Source organism: Burkholderia sp. YIM B11467 (assembly GCF_052952715.1).
Genome location: NZ_JBQVSQ010000024.1, coordinates 1 through 18,357, shown reverse-complemented (window position 1 = coordinate 18,357; position 18,357 = coordinate 1). Strand labels below are relative to the sequence as shown.

Sequence of the window (18,357 nt, the reverse complement as noted above, 5' to 3'; positions counted from 1 at the left end):
ATGCCGGGCGACAACGTGTCGATCACGGTGAAGCTGATTGCCCCGATCGCGATGGAAGAAGGTCTGCGCTTCGCAATCCGCGAAGGCGGCCGTACGGTCGGCGCCGGCGTCGTTGCCAAGGTCATCGAGTAAGCCAGTTATTCGTTGATCGACAGTTTTGGGGCTGGCAACAGCCGGCCCCAACATGGTTTAGGGGTATAGCTCAACTGGCAGAGCGTCGGTCTCCAAAACCGAAGGTTGGGGGTTCGATTCCCTCTGCCCCTGCCAAAAAATAGCCACGTGTCCTACGTGGCATTTGTTTTAAGGTGTTATGGCGAATCCATCCGTCGAAACTGTAAATACCTCCGGCGATAAGCTGATGCTGGCCCTGGGCGTATTGTTGGTCTTGGCCGGATTCGTGGGCTTCTTCTGGCTGGCCAATCAGCAGTGGTATGTCCGCGGTGCCGCGTTGGCGGTAGGTATCATCGCCGGCGTGGCCGTCGGGCTCATGTCCGCACCTGGCAAAAGCCTCATCGCCTTTGCCAAGGATTCGTACAAGGAAGTCCGGAAGGTTGTGTGGCCTACCCGCAAGGAAGCGACGCAAACCACACTCGTCGTGTTCGGTTTCGTGCTCGTAATGGCGATTTTCCTCTGGTTGAGTGACAAATCGATCGAATGGGTGATTTTCTCGGCGATTCTGGGTTGGAAATGATATGAGCGATACTCCGGCATCCCCGAGCGGAAAACGTTGGTACGTCGTGCACGCCTACTCCGGTATGGAGAAGAGCGTGCAACGTGCGCTTCAGGAGCGCATCGAACGTGCTGGCATGCAGGACAAATTCGGTCAGATCCTGGTTCCGACCGAAGAAGTGGTCGAAGTCAAAGGCGGCCACAAGGCTGTGACCGAGCGTCGTTTCTTCCCCGGCTACGTGCTGGTGGAAATGGAAATGACGGACGAAACGTGGCACCTCGTGAAGAACACCGCGAAGGTCACCGGTTTCGTCGGTGGTGCGCGTAACCGCCCGACCCCGATTTCCCCGAAGGAAGTCGAGAAGATCATGTCGCAGATGCAGGAAGGCGTCGAAAAGCCGCGCCCGAAGACCCTGTTCGAAGTTGGCGAGATGGTGCGTGTCAAGGAAGGTCCTTTCACGGACTTCAACGGCACCGTCGAGGAAGTCAACTACGAAAAATCGCGCGTGCGTGTGTCGGTCACCATCTTTGGCCGCTCAACACCGGTCGAACTCGAGTTCGGTCAGGTCGAAAAAGTTTGATCCCGATTCGGTGGGCAGCCTTGGCTGCCCACCTTCGCGCTTACGGTCCGCGTTATGGCCGTTGAGGAGCGTCAGTAGCCAGCGGCGAAAGCGCGTTATCACTCACCGAACGTCGTCTGGCGTTCCAACGAGGTTTACAAATGGCAAAGAAAATTGTCGGCTTTATCAAGCTGCAGATTCCTGCAGGTAAAGCCAACCCGTCGCCGCCGGTCGGTCCGGCACTGGGCCAGCGCGGCCTGAACATCATGGAGTTCTGCAAGGCGTTCAACGCGCAGACTCAAGGCATGGAGCCGGGTCTGCCGGTGCCGGTGGTCATCACGGCATTCGCTGACAAGAGCTTCACGTTCGTGATGAAGACGCCGCCGGCGACCGTCCTGATCAAGAAGGCGGCGAAGGTGGACAAGGGCTCGAGCAAGCCGCACACCGACAAGGTCGGTTCGATCACGCGTGCTCAAGCTGAAGAAATCGCGAAGACCAAGATGCCGGACCTTACGGCAGCTGATCTGGACGCAGCCGTTCGCACCATCGCTGGTAGCGCACGCTCGATGGGCATCACTGTGGAGGGCGTGTAAATGGCTAAGATCTCCAAGCGCCGTCAGGCATTTGCCGCCAAGGTTGATCGTCAGAAGCTGTACGCGATCGAAGACGCACTGAGCCTCGTGAAGGAATGCGCGAGCGCGAAGTTCGACGAGTCGATCGACGTCGCAGTCCAGCTCGGCATCGATGCGAAGAAGTCGGACCAGGTTGTTCGTGGTTCGGTCGTTCTGCCGGCCGGTACGGGCAAGTCGGTTCGCGTTGCGGTGTTCGCGCAAGGCGAGAAGGCCGAGCAAGCGCGTGCAGCAGGCGCGGAAATCGTCGGTATGGAAGACCTGGCAGAGCAGATCAAGGCTGGCCAGATGGACTTCGATATCGTGATCGCTTCGCCGGACACGATGCGTATCGTCGGTACGCTGGGTCAGATCCTCGGCCCGCGCGGCCTGATGCCGAACCCGAAGGTCGGTACGGTCACGCCGGACGTCGCAACCGCCGTCAAGAACGCGAAGGCTGGTCAGGTGCAATTCCGTGTCGACAAGGCCGGTATCATCCACGCAACCATCGGCCGTGCATCGTTCGAGCCGACCGCGCTGCGTTCGAACCTGTCGGCGCTGATCGAAGCGCTGCAGAAGGCGAAGCCGGCAACGAGCAAGGGCGTGTACCTGCGCAAGATCGCACTGTCGAGCACGATGGGCGTCGGCGTGCGTGTCGACCAGGCTACGCTGGNGCAGAAGGCGAAGCCGGCAACGAGCAAGGGCGTGTACCTGCGCAAGATCGCACTGTCGAGCACGATGGGCGTCGGCGTGCGTGTCGACCAGGCTACGCTGGCAGCACAGTAAGCAAGTATTCGGGCCGCTTCGCTCGCGAAGCGGCCTTCATGGGCTTTGGGCGGTTGTTCGTGCGGTAAGGCGGGCAACCGGTTATCAAAGACCGTTGGTGGGGCGCAGCAGGCAGGCGATCCCTTAATTCAAGCCAACGCAGATGGCGAACCCGAAAAAGTTTTGCAGTGGTGAAGCCGCAGGCCGTGAAGCGATTCGCGGTGTGAGGTGGAAATACTCCTAACGAGGTCGGACGCCGTTGTTGAACGAGGTACGTGAGGTTTCGGCCATGCCGGCCGCGCCGAACGTATCGTTTCTGGAGGCTAACCGTGCCGCTTAATAGAGAAGACAAGCAAGCCGTCGTCGCTGAGGTTTCCGCGCAAGTCGCGAAGGCCCAGACCGTTGTGCTGGCTGAGTATCGTGGAATTGCGGTTGGCGATCTGACCAAGCTGCGCGCGCAAGCGCGTGAGCAACAGGTTTACCTGCGCGTGTTGAAGAACACGCTGGCGCGTCGCGCTGTTGAAGGTACGCCGTTTGCTCCGCTGGCAGAGCAGATGACTGGCCCGTTGATCTACGGCATCTCGGAAGATGCAATTGCTGCTGCTAAGGTCGTCAACGACTTCAGCAAGAGCAATGACAAGTTGGTCATCAAGGCTGGTTCGTTCGATGGCAAGGTGATGGACAAGGCTGGCGTGCAAGCGCTGGCAAGCATCCCGAGCCGCGAAGAACTGCTCTCGAAGCTGCTGTTCGTTATGCAAGCGCCTGTTTCGGGCTTCGCGCGTGCACTCGCCGCGCTGGCCGAGAAGAAGCAAGCAGAAGCTGCGTAATCGAGCGTGCATCAGCGTCATTGATCGCTGGCTGTATCCGAATTCAATTTAGGAGTATTTCAAATGGCAATCGCAAAAGAAGACATCCTGGCAGCAGTCGAAGGGATGACCGTTCTGGAACTGAACGAACTGGTCAAGGCATTCGAAGAGAAGTTTGGCGTGTCGGCAGCTGCAGTGGCAGTCGCTGGCCCGGCAGGCGGCGGCGCTGCTGCTGCTGCTGAAGAAAAGACCGAATTCACGGTCGTTCTGGCTGAAACCGGTAGCAACAAGGTCAGCGTCATCAAGGCCGTTCGCGAACTGACGGGCCTGGGCCTGAAGGAAGCGAAGGACCTGGTTGACGGTGCACCGAAGCCCGTCAAGGAAGGCGTCGACAAGGCTGCTGCTGACGAAGCCAAGAAGAAGCTGGAAGAAGCAGGCGCGAAGGTCGAAATCAAGTAAGTTTCGACGCGCTGTGCGAAGGCTGGCGGTATTTTCACCGCCGGCCTTTTTGTGCTTTGTGGGGACGTTATTCTGGCACTCATTCGGGAGCCCGAATAATTGGCCCCAGAAGCCAAAGATAACCGTCTAATCGTTGTCATTGGTCACGATTGGCGTTTCTCTTTGTCTTCTGAAGCGACTGCAGAAGGCAAGTTTGGTCGGGTAGCGGGCAACACAGGCATCCGCTGCCGTCAGCCAGCGGTTGGTAGCGGCCAACCACCAAGCTTCTCGGCTCGTTCAAGCCGTCGGACGGCCATCGGGTCTCAGTCGGTGAACACTCGGGTTTGAAACGTCCAGGTATTCCGCCTCGATAGCACCCGCCGTGATTCGGAGATCGTATGCAATATTCCTTCACCGAGAAGAAGCGCATTCGCAAGAGTTTCGCGAAGCGCCCCATCGTTCACCAAGTTCCGTTCTTGCTGGCTACCCAGCTTGAATCATTCAGCACGTTTCTGCAAGCCGATGTGCTGGCGACGCAACGCAAGCCTGAAGGTTTGCAGGCCGCCTTCACATCGGTATTTCCCATTGTTTCGCACAACGGTTTCGCGCGCCTCGAGTTCGTGAGCTATGCGCTGTCCTCGCCGGCATTCAACATCAAGGAATGCCAGCAGCGTGGCCTGACGTACTGCTCCGCGCTGCGCGCGAAGGTCCGCCTTGTCATCCTCGACAAGGAATCGCCGAACAAGCCGGTCGTCAAGGAAGTGAAGGAGCAGGAAGTGTACATGGGCGAAATTCCGCTCATGACGCCGACGGGCTCGTTCGTCATCAACGGCACCGAGCGTGTCATCGTCTCGCAGCTGCACCGTTCGCCGGGCGTGTTCTTCGAACACGACAAGGGCAAGACGCACAGCTCGGGCAAGCTGCTGTTCTCGGCACGGATCATTCCGTACCGCGGCTCGTGGCTCGACTTCGAATTCGATCCGAAGGACATCCTGTACTTCCGCGTCGACCGTCGCCGCAAGATGCCGGTCACGATCCTGCTGAAGGCCATCGGCCTCACGCCGGAACAGATCCTCGCGAACTTCTTCGTTTTCGACAACTTCACGCTGATGGACGAAGGCGCGCAACTCGAGTTCGTGCCCGAGCGCCTGCGCGGTGAAGTCGCGCGTTTCGACATCACGGATCGCGACGGCAAGGTCATCGTCCAGAAGGACAAGCGGATCAACGCGAAGCACATTCGCGACCTCGAAGCCGCGAAGACCAAGTTCATCTCGGTGCCGGAAGACTATCTGCTCGGCCGCGTGCTGGCGAAGAACGTCGTCGACGGCGATACCGGCGAAGTGATCGCGAGCGCGAACGACGAAGTCACGGAAAGCGTGCTCGAGAAGCTGCGCGAAGCGGGCATCAAGGACATCCAGACGCTCTACACGAACGATCTGGACCAGGGCCCGTACATCTCGTCGACGCTGCGTGTCGACGAAACGACCGACCGCACCGCCGCGCGCATCGCGATCTACCGCATGATGCGTCCGGGCGAGCCGCCGACCGAAGAAGCGGTCGAGGCACTGTTCAACCGTCTGTTCTACAGCGAAGAAGCGTACGACCTGTCGAAGGTCGGCCGCATGAAGTTCAACCGCCGCGTCAGCCGTGACGAGATCACCGGCCCGATGACGCTGCAGGACGACGACATCCTCGCGACGATCAAGATCCTCGTCGAGCTGCGTAACGGCAAGGGCGAAGTGGACGATATCGACCACCTCGGCAACCGTCGTGTGCGTTGCGTCGGCGAACTGGCGGAAAACCAGTTCCGCGCGGGTCTCGTGCGTGTCGAGCGCGCGGTCAAGGAACGCCTCGGCCAGGCCGAAAGCGAAAACCTGATGCCGCACGACCTGATCAACTCGAAGCCGATTTCGTCGGCGATTCGCGAGTTCTTCGGTTCGTCGCAGCTTTCGCAGTTCATGGACCAGACCAACCCGCTGTCGGAAATCACGCACAAGCGTCGTGTTTCCGCACTGGGCCCGGGCGGTCTGACGCGCGAGCGCGCAGGCTTTGAAGTCCGCGACGTGCACCCGACCCACTATGGCCGCGTGTGCCCGATCGAAACGCCGGAAGGTCCGAACATCGGCCTGATCAACTCGCTCGCACTGTATGCGCACCTGAACGAGTACGGCTTCCTCGAGACGCCGTACCGCAAGGTCGTGGACAGCAAGGTGACCGACCAGATCGACTACCTGTCGGCGATCGAGGAAGGCCGCTACATGATCGCGCAGGCGAACGCCGCGATCGACGAGAACGGCCAGCTGATCGACGAACTCGTGTCGTCGCGTGAAGCCGGTGAAACGATGATGGTCACGCCGGACCGTATCCAGTACATGGACGTGGCGCCGTCGCAGATCGTGTCGGTTGCAGCCTCGCTGATTCCGTTCCTCGAGCACGACGATGCGAACCGTGCACTGATGGGCTCGAACATGCAGCGTCAGGCCGTGCCGTGTCTGCGTCCGGAAAAGCCGGTCGTCGGTACGGGCATCGAGCGCACCTGTGCGGTCGACTCGGGTACGACGGTGCAGGCGTTCCGCGGCGGCGTCGTCGACTATGTCGACGCAGGCCGTATCGTGATTCGCGTGAACGACGACGAAGCGGTCGCAGGTGAAGTCGGTGTCGACATCTACAACCTGATCAAGTACACGCGTTCGAACCAGAACACGAACATCAACCAGCGTCCGATCGTGAAGATGGGCGACAAGGTCTCGCGCGGCGACGTGCTGGCCGACGGCGCCTCGACGGACCTGGGTGAGCTCGCGCTCGGCCAGAACATGCTGATCGCGTTCATGCCGTGGAACGGCTACAACTTCGAGGATTCGATCCTGATCTCGGAGAAGGTCGTGGCCGACGATCGCTACACGTCGATCCACATCGAAGAGCTGAACGTCGTTGCACGCGATACGAAGCTCGGGCCGGAAGAAATCACGCGCGACATCTCGAACCTGGCGGAAGTCCAGCTCGGCCGTCTCGACGAATCGGGCATCGTGTACATCGGTGCGGAAGTCGAAGCGGGCGACGTGATGGTCGGCAAGGTCACGCCGAAGGGCGAGACCCAGCTGACGCCGGAAGAGAAGCTGCTGCGCGCGATCTTCGGCGAGAAGGCATCGGACGTGAAGGACACGTCGCTGCGCGTGCCGTCGGGCATGAGCGGTACCGTGATCGACGTCCAGGTGTTCACGCGTGAAGGCATCCAGCGCGACAAGCGTGCGCAACAGATCATCGACGATGAACTCAAGCGCTACCGTCTCGACCTGAATGACCAGCTGCGCATCGTGGAAGGCGACGCGTTCCAGCGTCTCGCGCGCATGCTCGTGGGCAAGGTCGCGAACGGCGGTCCGAAGAAGCTCGCGAAGGGCACGAAGATCGACCAGGCTTACCTGGAAGACCTCGACCACTACCACTGGTTCGACATCCGCCTGGCGGACGACGAGGCAGCGGCGCAGCTCGAAGCGATCAAGAACTCGATCGAGGAAAAGCGTCACCAGTTCGACCTCGCGTTCGAAGAGAAGCGCAAGAAGCTCACGCAAGGCGACGAGCTGCCGCCGGGCGTGCTGAAGATGGTCAAGGTGTACCTCGCGGTGAAGCGCCGTCTGCAGCCTGGCGACAAGATGGCAGGCCGCCACGGTAACAAGGGTGTCGTGTCGAAGATCGTCCCGATCGAAGACATGCCGTACATGGCCGATGGCCGTCCGGCAGACGTCGTGCTGAACCCGCTCGGCGTGCCGTCGCGGATGAACGTGGGTCAGGTTCTGGAAGTGCACCTCGGCTGGGCCGCGAAGGGTCTCGGCTGGCGTATCGGCGAAATGCTGCAGCGTCAGGCGAAGATCGAGGAAATGCGCGTGTTCCTGACGAAGATCTACAACGAGTCGGGCCGCCAGGAAGATCTGGAAAGCTTCACCGACGACGAGATCCTCGAACTCGCGCGGAACCTGCGCGAAGGCGTGCCGTTCGCAACGCCGGTGTTCGACGGTGCGACCGAGGAAGAAATGGGCAAGATGCTCAATCTGGCCTTCCCGGACGACATCGCGGAACAGCTCGGCATGAACCCGTCGAAGAACCAGGTCCGTCTGTACGACGGCCGCACGGGTGAAATGTTCGAACGTCGCGTGACGCTTGGCTACATGCACTACCTGAAGCTGCACCACTTGGTCGACGACAAGATGCACGCGCGTTCGACGGGCCCGTACTCGCTCGTCACGCAGCAGCCGCTGGGCGGCAAGGCACAGTTCGGTGGCCAGCGTTTCGGTGAAATGGAAGTGTGGGCACTCGAAGCGTACGGCGCGTCCTACGTGCTGCAGGAAATGCTGACGGTGAAGTCGGACGACGTGAACGGCCGGACCAAGGTCTATGAGAACCTGGTCAAGGGTGATCACGTCATCGATGCAGGCATGCCGGAATCCTTCAACGTTCTCGTGAAGGAAATCCGCTCGCTCGGTATCGACATCGATCTCGACCGCAATTAATCGGACTACGGAGAGAAAGCAATGAAAGCTCTGCTCGATCTATTCAAGCAAGTCCAACAGGAAGAAGTTTTCGACGCGATCAAGATCGGTCTGGCTTCGCCTGACAAGATCCGTTCGTGGTCGTTCGGCGAAGTGAAGAAGCCGGAGACCATCAACTACCGTACGTTCAAGCCGGAACGCGATGGTCTCTTCTGCGCGAAGATCTTCGGGCCGATCAAGGACTACGAGTGCCTGTGCGGCAAGTACAAGCGTCTGAAGCACCGCGGCGTGATCTGCGAGAAGTGCGGCGTCGAAGTGACGCTGGCGAAGGTGCGTCGCGAACGCATGGGCCACATCGAACTGGCCTCGCCGGTCGCGCACATCTGGTTCCTGAAGTCGCTGCCGTCGCGTCTGGGCATGGTGCTCGACATGACGCTGCGCGACATCGAACGCGTGCTGTACTTCGAAGCATACGTGGTGATCGAACCGGGCATGACGCCGCTGAAGGCGCGGCAGATCATGACCGAAGAGGATTACTACAACAAGGTCGAGGAATACGGCGACGAATTCCGTGCCGAGATGGGCGCGGAAGGCGTGCGTGAACTGCTGCGCGCGATCAACATCGACGAGCAGGTCGAGACGCTGCGCACCGAGCTGAAGAACACCGGCTCGGAAGCGAAGATCAAGAAGTACGCGAAGCGCCTGAAGGTCCTCGAGGCATTCCAGCGCTCGGGCATCAAGCCCGAGTGGATGATCCTCGAAGTGCTGCCGGTGCTGCCGCCGGAACTGCGTCCGCTCGTGCCGCTGGACGGCGGCCGTTTCGCGACGTCGGACCTGAACGACCTGTATCGCCGCGTGATCAACCGTAACAACCGGTTGAAGCGTCTGCTCGAGCTGAAGGCACCTGAAATCATCGTCCGCAACGAAAAGCGGATGCTGCAGGAAGCCGTCGACTCGCTGCTCGACAACGGTCGTCGCGGCAAGGCGATGACGGGCGCGAACAAGCGTCCGCTGAAGTCGCTCGCCGACATGATCAAGGGCAAGGGCGGTCGTTTCCGTCAGAACCTGCTGGGCAAGCGCGTCGACTACTCGGGCCGTTCGGTCATCGTGGTCGGCCCGACGCTGAAGCTGCACCAGTGCGGTCTGCCGAAGCTGATGGCGCTCGAGCTGTTCAAGCCGTTCATCTTCAACAAGCTGGAAGTGATGGGCGTCGCGACGACCATCAAGGCTGCGAAGAAGGAAGTCGAGAACCAGACGCCGGTGGTGTGGGACATCCTCGAAGAGGTGATCCGCGAGCACCCGGTGATGCTGAACCGTGCGCCGACGCTGCACCGTCTCGGTATCCAGGCGTTCGAGCCCGTGCTGATCGAAGGCAAGGCAATTCAGCTGCACCCGCTCGTCTGCGCGGCGTTCAACGCCGACTTCGACGGTGACCAGATGGCCGTTCACGTGCCGCTGTCGCTCGAAGCGCAGATGGAAGCGCGCACGCTGATGCTTGCGTCGAACAACGTGCTGTTCCCGGCCAACGGCGATCCGTCGATCGTGCCGTCGCAGGATATCGTGCTGGGTCTGTACTACGCGACCCGCGAAGCGATCAACGGCAAGGGCGAAGGCCTGTCGTTCACGGGCGTGTCGGAAGCGATCCGCGCGTACGAGAACAAGGAAGTCGAGCTCGCATCGCGCGTCAACGTGCGGATCACCGAAATGGTCCGCAACGAAGACAAGTCGGAAGGCGCGCCGGAATTCGTGCCGAAGATCTCGCTGTACGCGACGACCGTCGGCCGCGCGATCCTGTCGGAGATCCTGCCGCACGGCCTGCCGTTCTCGGTGCTGAACAAGCCGCTGAAGAAGAAGGAAATCTCGCGCCTGATCAACACGGCGTTCCGCAAGTGCGGTCTGCGCGCGACGGTGGTGTTCGCCGACCAGCTGATGCAGTCGGGTTTCCGTCTCGCGACGCGCGCCGGCATTTCGATCTGCGTGGACGACATGCTCGTGCCGCCGCAGAAGGAAACGATCGTCGGTGACGCCGCGAAGAAGGTGAAGGAATACGACCGCCAGTACATGTCGGGTCTCGTCACGTCGCAAGAACGCTACAACAACGTGGTCGACATCTGGTCGGCGACGTCGGAAGCGGTCGGCAAGGCGATGATGGAGCAGTTGTCGACGGAGCCGGTGACGGACCGCGACGGCAACGAGACGCGCCAGGAGTCGTTCAACTCGATCTACATGATGGCCGACTCGGGCGCCCGGGGTTCGGCGGTGCAGATTCGTCAGCTGGCCGGTATGCGTGGCCTGATGGCGAAGCCGGACGGCTCGATTATCGAGACGCCGATTACCGCGAACTTCCGTGAAGGCCTGAACGTGTTGCAGTACTTCATCTCGACCCACGGTGCACGTAAGGGTCTGGCTGATACGGCACTGAAGACCGCGAACTCGGGTTACCTGACGCGTCGTCTGGTCGACGTCACGCAGGATCTGGTGGTGGTCGAGGACGATTGCGGTACGTCCAACGGCGTCGCCATGAAGGCGTTGGTCGAAGGCGGTGAAGTCGTCGAAGCGCTGCGTGACCGTATCCTCGGTCGCGTGACGGTGGCTGACGTCGTCAATCCGGAAACGCAGGAAACGCTGTACGAAACGGGCACGTTGCTCGACGAAGACGCGGTCGAAGAAATCGAACGCCTCGGCATCGACGAAGTGCGCGTGCGTACGCCGCTGACTTGCGAAACGCGTTACGGTCTGTGTGCAGCCTGCTATGGTCGCGACCTGGGCCGTGGCTCGTCGGTCAACGTCGGCGAAGCAGTCGGCGTGATCGCGGCACAGTCGATCGGCGAACCGGGCACGCAGCTGACGATGCGTACGTTCCACATCGGTGGTGCGGCATCGCGTGCGGCAGTGGCTTCGTCGGTTGAAGCGAAGAGCAACGGTATCGTGCGCTTCACGGCCACGATGCGCTACGTCACGAACGCGAAGGGCGAGCAGATCGTCATTTCCCGTTCGGGCGAAGCGATGATCACCGACGACTTCGGTCGCGAGCGCGAGCGTCACAAAGTGCCGTACGGCGCGACGCTGCTGCAGCTCGACGGCGCAACCATCAAGGCCGGCACGCAGCTCGCCACGTGGGATCCGCTGACGCGTCCGATCATCACCGAGTACGGTGGTACGGTGAAGTTCGAGAACGTCGAGGAAGGCGTGACGGTCGCGAAGCAGATCGACGACGTGACCGGCCTGTCGACGCTGGTCGTGATCGACGTGAAGCGTCGCGGTTCGCAGGCTTCGAAGAGCGTGCGTCCGCAGGTGAAGCTGCTCGACGCGAACGGCGACGAAGTCAAGATTCCGGGCACGGAGCACGCAGTGCAGATCGGCTTCCAGGTCGGCGCACTGATCACCGTGAAGGATGGCCAGCAGGTGCAGGTCGGTGAAGTGCTCGCACGTATCCCGACCGAAGCGCAGAAGACGCGTGACATTACCGGCGGTCTGCCGCGGGTGGCGGAACTGTTCGAAGCGCGTTCGCCGAAGGATGCCGGCATTCTGGCGGAAGTCACCGGCACGACGTCGTTCGGTAAGGACACGAAGGGCAAGCAGCGTCTCGTCATCACGGATCTCGAAGGCAATCAGCACGAGTTCCTGATCGCGAAGGAAAAGCAGGTGCTGGTCCACGATGCTCAGGTCGTCAACAAGGGCGAAATGATCGTGGACGGTCCGGCCGATCCGCACGACATCCTGCGTCTGCAGGGTATCGAGGCGCTGTCGCGCTACATCGTCGACGAAGTGCAGGACGTGTATCGTCTGCAGGGCGTGAAGATCAACGACAAGCACATCGAGGTGATCGTTCGCCAGATGCTGCGTCGTGTGCAGATCACCGACAACGGCGATACGCGCTTCATCCCGGGCGAACAGGTCGAGCGTTCCGACATGCTGGACGAGAACGATCGCATGATCGCCGAGGACAAGCGCCCGGCTTCGTACGACAACGTGCTGCTCGGTATCACGAAGGCATCGCTGTCGACCGACTCGTTCATCTCCGCGGCATCGTTCCAGGAAACGACCCGCGTGCTGACCGAAGCGGCGATCATGGGCAAACGCGACGATCTGCGCGGCCTGAAGGAAAACGTGATCGTCGGCCGTCTGATTCCGGCCGGTACGGGTCTCGCGTTCCACAAGGCACGCAAGGCGAAGGAATCGTCGGATCGCGAGCGTTTCGACCAGATCGCAGCGGAAGAAGCGTTCGACTTCGGCACGCCGAGCGCGCCGGCAGCCGAAGAGCCGCAACAGCACCCGGCAGCCGAGTAAGCGCGGGCGGCGCGAGCCGCCTCGCCTCGCTGTCATCGAAACCGCCCGGTTCTGCCGGGCGGTTTTTTTTATCCGTCGTTCGCGCGCATGACGCGCCTGCGCAACGCCGGCTGCGGCCGCTGCAGGCCCGTCATGCACGCGAACGAACCCTGTCCGATTGGCCAACATTGCACGATTCGCCACGCGTCGCGCGAGCGGGTTGTTAAACTTGCGGTCATCGTTCCGCCGTCCTCGTTCTCATTCATGTCCCGCGCCCTCGAAATTCTCGACGAAGTTTTTGGTTATTCCGCATTTCGCGGCCAGCAGGGCGAGATCGTCGAACACGTCGCCAGCGGCGGCGATTGTCTCGTGCTGATGCCTACTGGCGGCGGCAAGTCGCTGTGCTACCAGATTCCGGCGCTGCTGCGCCGCGAGACCGGGCAGGGCGCCGGCATCGTCGTGTCGCCGCTGATCGCGCTGATGCAGGATCAGGTCGCCGCGCTGCGTGAAGTCGGCGTGCGCGCGGCGTACCTGAATTCGACGCTGTCGGGCGCCGAAGCCGCGGCGACCGAGCGCGCGCTGCGCGAAGGCGAGATCGACCTGCTGTACGTCGCGCCCGAACGGCTGATGACGGGCCGGTTCCTCGAGTTGCTCGAGCGCGCGAAGATCGGCCTGTTCGCGATCGACGAAGCGCACTGCGTGTCGCAATGGGGGCACGATTTCCGCCCGGAATACATCCAGCTGTCGGTGCTGCACGAGCGGTTCCCGTCGGTGCCGCGCATCGCGCTGACCGCCACGGCCGACGAGATCACGCGCGACGAGATCATCCATCGTCTCGCGCTCGACGACGCGCGCGTGTTCATATCGAGCTTCGATCGCCCGAACATCCGCTACCGGATCGTCGAAAAGGACAACGCGCGTTCGCAATTGCTCGACTTCATCCGCGCCGAACATACGAACGCCGACGGCACGACGGATGCGGGTGTCGTCTATTGCCTGTCGCGCCGCAAGGTCGAGGAAACGGCCGAGTGGCTGAAGGCGCAGGGCGTGCGCGCGCTGCCGTATCACGCGGGAATGGAGTTCGAGGTGCGGCAGAAGCACCAGGAAATGTTCCAGCGCGAGGAAGGCGTCGTGATGTGCGCGACGATCGCGTTCGGCATGGGCATCGACAAACCCGACGTGCGCTTCGTCGCTCACCTGGACCTGCCGAAGAGCGTCGAAGGCTACTACCAGGAAACGGGCCGCGCGGGCCGCGACGGGATGCCGGCGAATGCGTGGATGGCGTATGGCCTCGGCGACGTCGTCCAGCAGCGCAAGATGATCGAAGAGTCCGATGCGGACGACGCGCACAAGCGCGTTCAGACGTCGAAGCTCGACGCGCTGCTCGGGCTGTGCGAGACGATCTCGTGCCGCCGCGTGCGGCTGCTGAACTACTTCGGCGAAGAGAGCCAGCCGTGCGGCAACTGCGACACGTGTATCGAGCCGCCCGATTCGTGGGACGCAACGCGCGAGGCGCAGATGGCGCTGTCGTGCGTGTTCCGCGCGCAGCGCGCGAGCGGCTTCAATTTCGGCTCCAGCCATCTGATCGAGATCCTGCGCGGCGGGCGTACCGAAAAGGTGTTGCAGCGCGGCCACGATCAGCTCACGACGTTCGGGATCGGCGCGTCGCTGTCGGAACCCGAGTGGCGCGCGATTTTCCGGCAGCTGGTCGCGTACGGCTACCTGGCCGTCGATCACGGCGGCTTCGGCGCGCTGGTGCTGACCGAGGCCGCGAAGCCCGTGCTGAAGAACGAGGAAAAGGTCACGCTGCGTCGTTATGTGAAGCCGCAACGCACCCGTCAGTCGTCGAGCCGCAGCGGCACGCGCGTCGATCCGACGGCCGGCATGGGTACGCGGGAGCGCGCACGGTGGGACGCGCTGCGCGCGTGGCGTGCGGAAACCGCGAAGACGGACGGCGTGCCGGCCTACGTGATCTTCCACGACGCGACGCTCGCGGAAATCGCGCGCAACGCGCCGGAGTCGATCGACGACCTGCGCCATATCCCCGGCATGGGCGTGCGCAAGCTCGAGCGCTTCGGCGACGAGATCATCGACGTCGTCGAATCGGCCTGACACAGGTGTTCCGACCCTTCCGGTAAACCACGCGGCTGCCCGGTAAATCACGCAAGCCGTTGACTTGGTTGGCATTTCCGGAATATTATGCTGGGTTCCGGTATTCGGTGGGTCAGGTCGCGTTCCAAGGTTCGCGTCCGTTTCGCCGGCCCGGAAGTCAACTGTGCGTCGATTCTCGCTTTGCCCGAAATCGATGTGCGGATTTTGTTCAATTTCAGGAATAAACAATGCCAACCATCAACCAACTGGTTCGCAAAGGCCGTCAGTCGGAAACGACGAAGAGCAAGAGCCCGGCCTTGCAGGACTGCCCCCAGCGTCGCGGCGTGTGCACCCGTGTGTACACGACGACGCCGAAGAAGCCGAACTCGGCACTCCGTAAGGTCGCCAAGGTTCGTCTGACGAACGGCTTCGAAGTGATTTCGTACATCGGCGGTGAAGGCCACAACCTGCAGGAACACTCGGTTGTGCTGATCCGCGGCGGCCGTGTGAAGGACTTGCCGGGTGTGCGTTACCACATGGTTCGCGGCTCGCTGGATACCCAGGGCGTCAAGGATCGTAAGCAAGCGCGCTCGAAGTACGGCGCGAAGCGTGCAAAGGCTGCCAAGTAAGCAGTTTTTGATCAAGGATCGCCGTAGGGCGGTCGAGGCGGGAGTGCCGGATTGCCGGTGCTGTCGAGTAAGTGGTCACCCGGCCAAGCTGGTTAGTCGTGAAGATGTGATCGGGTTTGTTGGTGGCCGCGGGGCTGGATCCAGCTCCAACTGAACAAGTAAAGGAAGAATCATGCCGCGTCGTCGCGAAGTCCCCAAGCGGGAAGTGTTGCCGGATCCGAAGTTCGGCAACGTTGATGTAGCCAAGTTCATGAACATGCTGATGCTGTCCGGCAAGAAGTCGGTCGCAGAGCGCATCGTTTATGGCGCATTCGAACAGATCCAGACCAAGGGTGGCAAGGACCCGCTGGAAGTGTTCACGGTTGCGCTCAACAACGTGAAGCCGGTGGTCGAAGTGAAGAGCCGTCGCGTTGGTGGTGCCAACTATCAAGTTCCGGTCGAAGTGCGCCCGTCGCGTCGTATGGCATTGGCGATGCGCTGGCTGCGTGAGGCTGCGAAGAAGCGCAGCGAGAAGTCGATGGCTCTGCGTCTGGCAGGCGAACTCTCCGAAGCGGCCGAAGGCCGTGGCGGCGCGATGAAGAAGCGCGACGAAGTTCACCGCATGGCAGAAGCCAACCGCGCGTTCTCGCATTTCCGTTTCTAAGCGCCTGGCTGGGCTTTTTCGGAAATAAATTCCGGGCGGGTGCGCTTTTCAGGCGCCTCGCCCGTTTGTGTTGAAGCGCGATGCAGCAGGGCTGCATCGCGCCATCCCAGTAGAGGATCAAAGTGGCTCGCAAGACTCCTATCGAGCGCTACCGCAATATCGGTATTAGCGCTCACATCGACGCCGGCAAAACGACGACGACCGAGCGCATTCTGTTTTACACCGGTGTGAACCACAAGATCGGTGAAGTCCACGACGGCGCAGCCACGATGGACTGGATGGAGCAGGAACAGGAGCGTGGCATCACGATCACGTCCGCTGCTACCACGGCCTTCTGGAAGGGCATGGGCGGCAACTATCCGGAACACCGCATCAACATCATCGACACCCCGGGCCACGTCGACTTCACGATCGAAGTGGAGCGTTCGATGCGCGTGCTCGACGGCGCGTGCATGGTGTACTGCGCAGTGGGCGGCGTGCAGCCGCAGTCGGAAACGGTGTGGCGCCAGGCGAACAAGTACAAGGTGCCGCGTCTCGCGTTCGTCAATAAGATGGACCGTACCGGCGCGAACTTCTTCAAGGTCTATGACCAGCTCCGTCTGCGCCTGAAGGCAAACCCGGTTCCGGTCGTGGTGCCGATCGGCGCGGAAGAAGGCTTCAAGGGCGTCGTCGACCTGATCAAGATGAAGGCGATCATTTGGGACGAGGCGTCGCAAGGCACCAAGTTCGACTACGTGGACATCCCGGCGGAACTCGCCGACACGTGCAACGAATGGCGCGAAAAGATGGTCGAGGCGGCTGCAGAGTCGAACGAAGACCTGATGAACAAGTACCTGGAAGCGGGCGAGCTGTCCGAAGCCGAGATCGTGAAGGGTCTGCGTGACCGTACGATCGCGTGCGAAATTCAGCCGATGCTGTGCGGTACCGCGTTCAAGAACAAGGGCGTGCAGCGTATGCTCGACGCCGTGATCGATTTCCTGCCGTCGCCGGTCGATATTCCGCCGGTTACGGGCGAACTCGAAAACGGTGAGAAGACGGAGCGCCGTGCTGCCGACGACGAGAAGTTCTCGGCACTCGCGTTCAAGATCATGACCGACCCGTTCGTCGGCCAGCTGATCTTCTTCCGCGTCTACTCGGGCGTCGTCAATTCGGGTGACACGCTGCTCAATGCGACCAAGGACAAGAAGGAACGTCTCGGCCGTATTCTGCAGATGCACGCGAACCAGCGCGAAGAAATCAAGGAAGTTCGCGCAGGCGACATCGCTGCTGCGGTCGGCCTGAAGGAAGCGACGACGGGCGACACGCTGTGCGATCCGGCACATCCGATCGTGCTCGAACGCATGATTTTCCCGGAGCCGGTGATTTCGCAGGCAGTCGAGCCGAAGACGAAGGCTGACCAGGAAAAGATGGGCCTGGCGCTCAACCGTCTCGCTCAGGAAGATCCGTCGTTCCGCGTGCAGACCGACGAAGAATCGGGTCAAACGATCATTTCGGGCATGGGCGAGCTCCACCTCGAAATTCTCGTCGACCGGATGAAGCGTGAATTCGGCGTGGAAGCGACCGTCGGCAAGCCGCAGGTGGCGTACCGCGAAACCATTCGCAAGTCGGCCGCGGACGTCGAAGGCAAGTTCGTCAAGCAGTCGGGCGGCCGTGGTCAGTATGGCCATGCGGTCATTACGCTCGAGCGCAGCGAACTGGGCAAGGGCTACGAGTTCATCGACGCGATCAAGGGCGGCGTGATTCCGCGCGAATACATTCCGTCGGTTGACAAGGGTATCCAGGAAACGCTGAAGAGCGGCGTGCTGGCAGGCTTCCCGGTCGTCGACGTGAAGGTCACGCTGACGTTCGGTTCGTACCACGACGTCGACTCGAACGAAAATGCGTTCCGCATGGCCGGTTCGATGGCGTTCAAGGAAGCGATGCGCCGCGCTGATCCGGTTCTGCTCGAGCCGATGATGGCCGTGGAAGTGGAAACGCCGGAAGACTTCATGGGTAACGTGATGGGTGACCTGTCGGGTCGCCGCGGCATCATCCAGGGCATGGATGACATGGTTGGCGGCGGCAAGATCGTGCGCGCCGAAGTGCCGTTGTCGGAAATGTTCGGCTACTCCACGTCGCTGCGTTCGCTGACGCAAGGTCGCGCAACGTACACGATGGAGTTCAAGCACTACGCTGAAGCTCCGAAGAACGTTGCGGAAGCGATCATCAGCGCGAAGTCGAAGTAATTCGCTATCACAATCGATTATTTTTGAAAGAAGAGAATCATGGCAAAAGGTAAATTCGAGCGGACCAAGCCGCACGTGAACGTTGGTACGATTGGTCACGTTGACCACGGCAAGACGACGCTGACGGCAGCGATCACGACGGTGCTGACGAAGAAGTTCGGCGGCGAAGC

Annotated in this window: 14 protein-coding genes and 1 tRNA gene; all 15 read left to right on the top strand. The window is 61.3% G+C overall.

Annotated elements, in window-relative coordinates; all coding sequences use genetic code 11:
* On the top strand, nt 1-132 hold a 132-nt coding region (locus ACTRWB_RS37840), incomplete at its 5' end, for an EF-Tu C-terminal domain-related protein (protein WP_446904885.1).
* Nucleotides 133-191: 59 nt separating this feature from the next.
* Nucleotides 192-267 (top strand) — tRNA-Trp (locus ACTRWB_RS37835).
* Between the two features lie 43 nt (nt 268-310).
* A complete protein-coding gene (gene secE, locus ACTRWB_RS37830) occupies nt 311-691 on the top strand; it encodes a preprotein translocase subunit SecE (RefSeq protein ID WP_006482892.1) in 381 nt (126 codons plus the stop codon).
* Between the two features lies 1 nt (nt 692).
* Nucleotides 693-1,250 carry a transcription termination/antitermination protein NusG gene (nusG, locus tag ACTRWB_RS37825; RefSeq protein ID WP_006400672.1) on the top strand — a complete coding sequence of 186 codons (558 nt, stop codon included), beginning with the start codon at nt 693-695 and terminating at the stop codon, nt 1,248-1,250.
* A 140-nt stretch (nt 1,251-1,390) separates the two neighbouring features.
* The gene (gene rplK, locus ACTRWB_RS37820) at nt 1,391-1,822 is read left to right on the top strand and encodes a 50S ribosomal protein L11 (RefSeq protein ID WP_006753591.1); all 432 of its coding nucleotides are present in this window, start codon (nt 1,391-1,393) and stop codon (nt 1,820-1,822) included.
* Complete coding sequence (gene rplA, locus ACTRWB_RS37815) at nt 1,823-2,623, top strand: 50S ribosomal protein L1 (RefSeq protein WP_446904888.1); 801 nt, start codon at nt 1,823-1,825, stop codon at nt 2,621-2,623.
* Between the two features lie 308 nt (nt 2,624-2,931).
* Nucleotides 2,932-3,429: a 50S ribosomal protein L10 gene (gene rplJ / locus ACTRWB_RS37810; protein ID WP_129513513.1), complete on the top strand. Its 498-nt coding sequence runs from the start codon at nt 2,932-2,934 to the stop codon at nt 3,427-3,429.
* A gap of 63 nt (nt 3,430-3,492) precedes the next feature.
* A complete protein-coding gene (gene rplL / locus ACTRWB_RS37805) occupies nt 3,493-3,867 on the top strand; it encodes a 50S ribosomal protein L7/L12 (protein ID WP_129513514.1) in 375 nt (124 codons plus the stop codon).
* A gap of 377 nt (nt 3,868-4,244) precedes the next feature.
* Nucleotides 4,245-8,351, top strand: coding sequence for a DNA-directed RNA polymerase subunit beta (gene rpoB, locus ACTRWB_RS37800; protein ID WP_129513515.1), 4,107 nt, complete (start codon nt 4,245-4,247; stop codon nt 8,349-8,351).
* 21 nt (nt 8,352-8,372) lie between these two features.
* Complete coding sequence (rpoC, locus tag ACTRWB_RS37795; protein ID WP_129513516.1) at nt 8,373-12,620, top strand: DNA-directed RNA polymerase subunit beta'; 4,248 nt, start codon at nt 8,373-8,375, stop codon at nt 12,618-12,620.
* A gap of 243 nt (nt 12,621-12,863) precedes the next feature.
* Nucleotides 12,864-14,711 (top strand): DNA helicase RecQ, encoded by a 1,848-nt coding sequence (gene recQ, locus ACTRWB_RS37790; RefSeq protein ID WP_446904887.1) that lies wholly within the window; start codon nt 12,864-12,866, stop codon nt 14,709-14,711.
* A 227-nt stretch (nt 14,712-14,938) separates the two neighbouring features.
* Nucleotides 14,939-15,319, top strand: coding sequence for a 30S ribosomal protein S12 (gene rpsL, locus ACTRWB_RS37785; RefSeq protein WP_006400662.1), 381 nt, complete (start codon nt 14,939-14,941; stop codon nt 15,317-15,319).
* 172 nt (nt 15,320-15,491) lie between these two features.
* The gene (gene rpsG, locus ACTRWB_RS37780; RefSeq protein WP_006477195.1) at nt 15,492-15,962 is read left to right on the top strand and encodes a 30S ribosomal protein S7; all 471 of its coding nucleotides are present in this window, start codon (nt 15,492-15,494) and stop codon (nt 15,960-15,962) included.
* A gap of 122 nt (nt 15,963-16,084) precedes the next feature.
* Nucleotides 16,085-18,187: an elongation factor G gene (gene fusA / locus ACTRWB_RS37775; protein ID WP_446904886.1), complete on the top strand. Its 2,103-nt coding sequence runs from the start codon at nt 16,085-16,087 to the stop codon at nt 18,185-18,187.
* Nucleotides 18,188-18,226: 39 nt separating this feature from the next.
* Nucleotides 18,227-18,357: GTP-binding protein (locus ACTRWB_RS37770; RefSeq protein WP_236061810.1), on the top strand; the 131-nt coding region annotated here is incomplete at its 3' end.

Bases quoted from the DNA above. Each gene is read 5' to 3' on its own strand.
- secE (WP_006482892.1), top strand. From the start codon at position 311: ATGGCGAATCCATCCGTCGAAACTGTAAATACCTCCGGCGATAAGCTG.
- rplK (WP_006753591.1), top strand. From the start codon at position 1,391: ATGGCAAAGAAAATTGTCGGCTTTATCAAGCTGCAGATTCCTGCAGGT.
- recQ (WP_446904887.1), top strand. From the start codon at position 12,864: ATGTCCCGCGCCCTCGAAATTCTCGACGAAGTTTTTGGTTATTCCGCA.
- rpoB (WP_129513515.1), top strand. From the start codon at position 4,245: ATGCAATATTCCTTCACCGAGAAGAAGCGCATTCGCAAGAGTTTCGCG.
- rplL (WP_129513514.1), top strand. From the start codon at position 3,493: ATGGCAATCGCAAAAGAAGACATCCTGGCAGCAGTCGAAGGGATGACC.
- rpsL (WP_006400662.1), top strand. From the start codon at position 14,939: ATGCCAACCATCAACCAACTGGTTCGCAAAGGCCGTCAGTCGGAAACG.
- rpoC (WP_129513516.1), top strand. From the start codon at position 8,373: ATGAAAGCTCTGCTCGATCTATTCAAGCAAGTCCAACAGGAAGAAGTT.
- nusG (WP_006400672.1), top strand. From the start codon at position 693: ATGAGCGATACTCCGGCATCCCCGAGCGGAAAACGTTGGTACGTCGTG.
- rpsG (WP_006477195.1), top strand. From the start codon at position 15,492: ATGCCGCGTCGTCGCGAAGTCCCCAAGCGGGAAGTGTTGCCGGATCCG.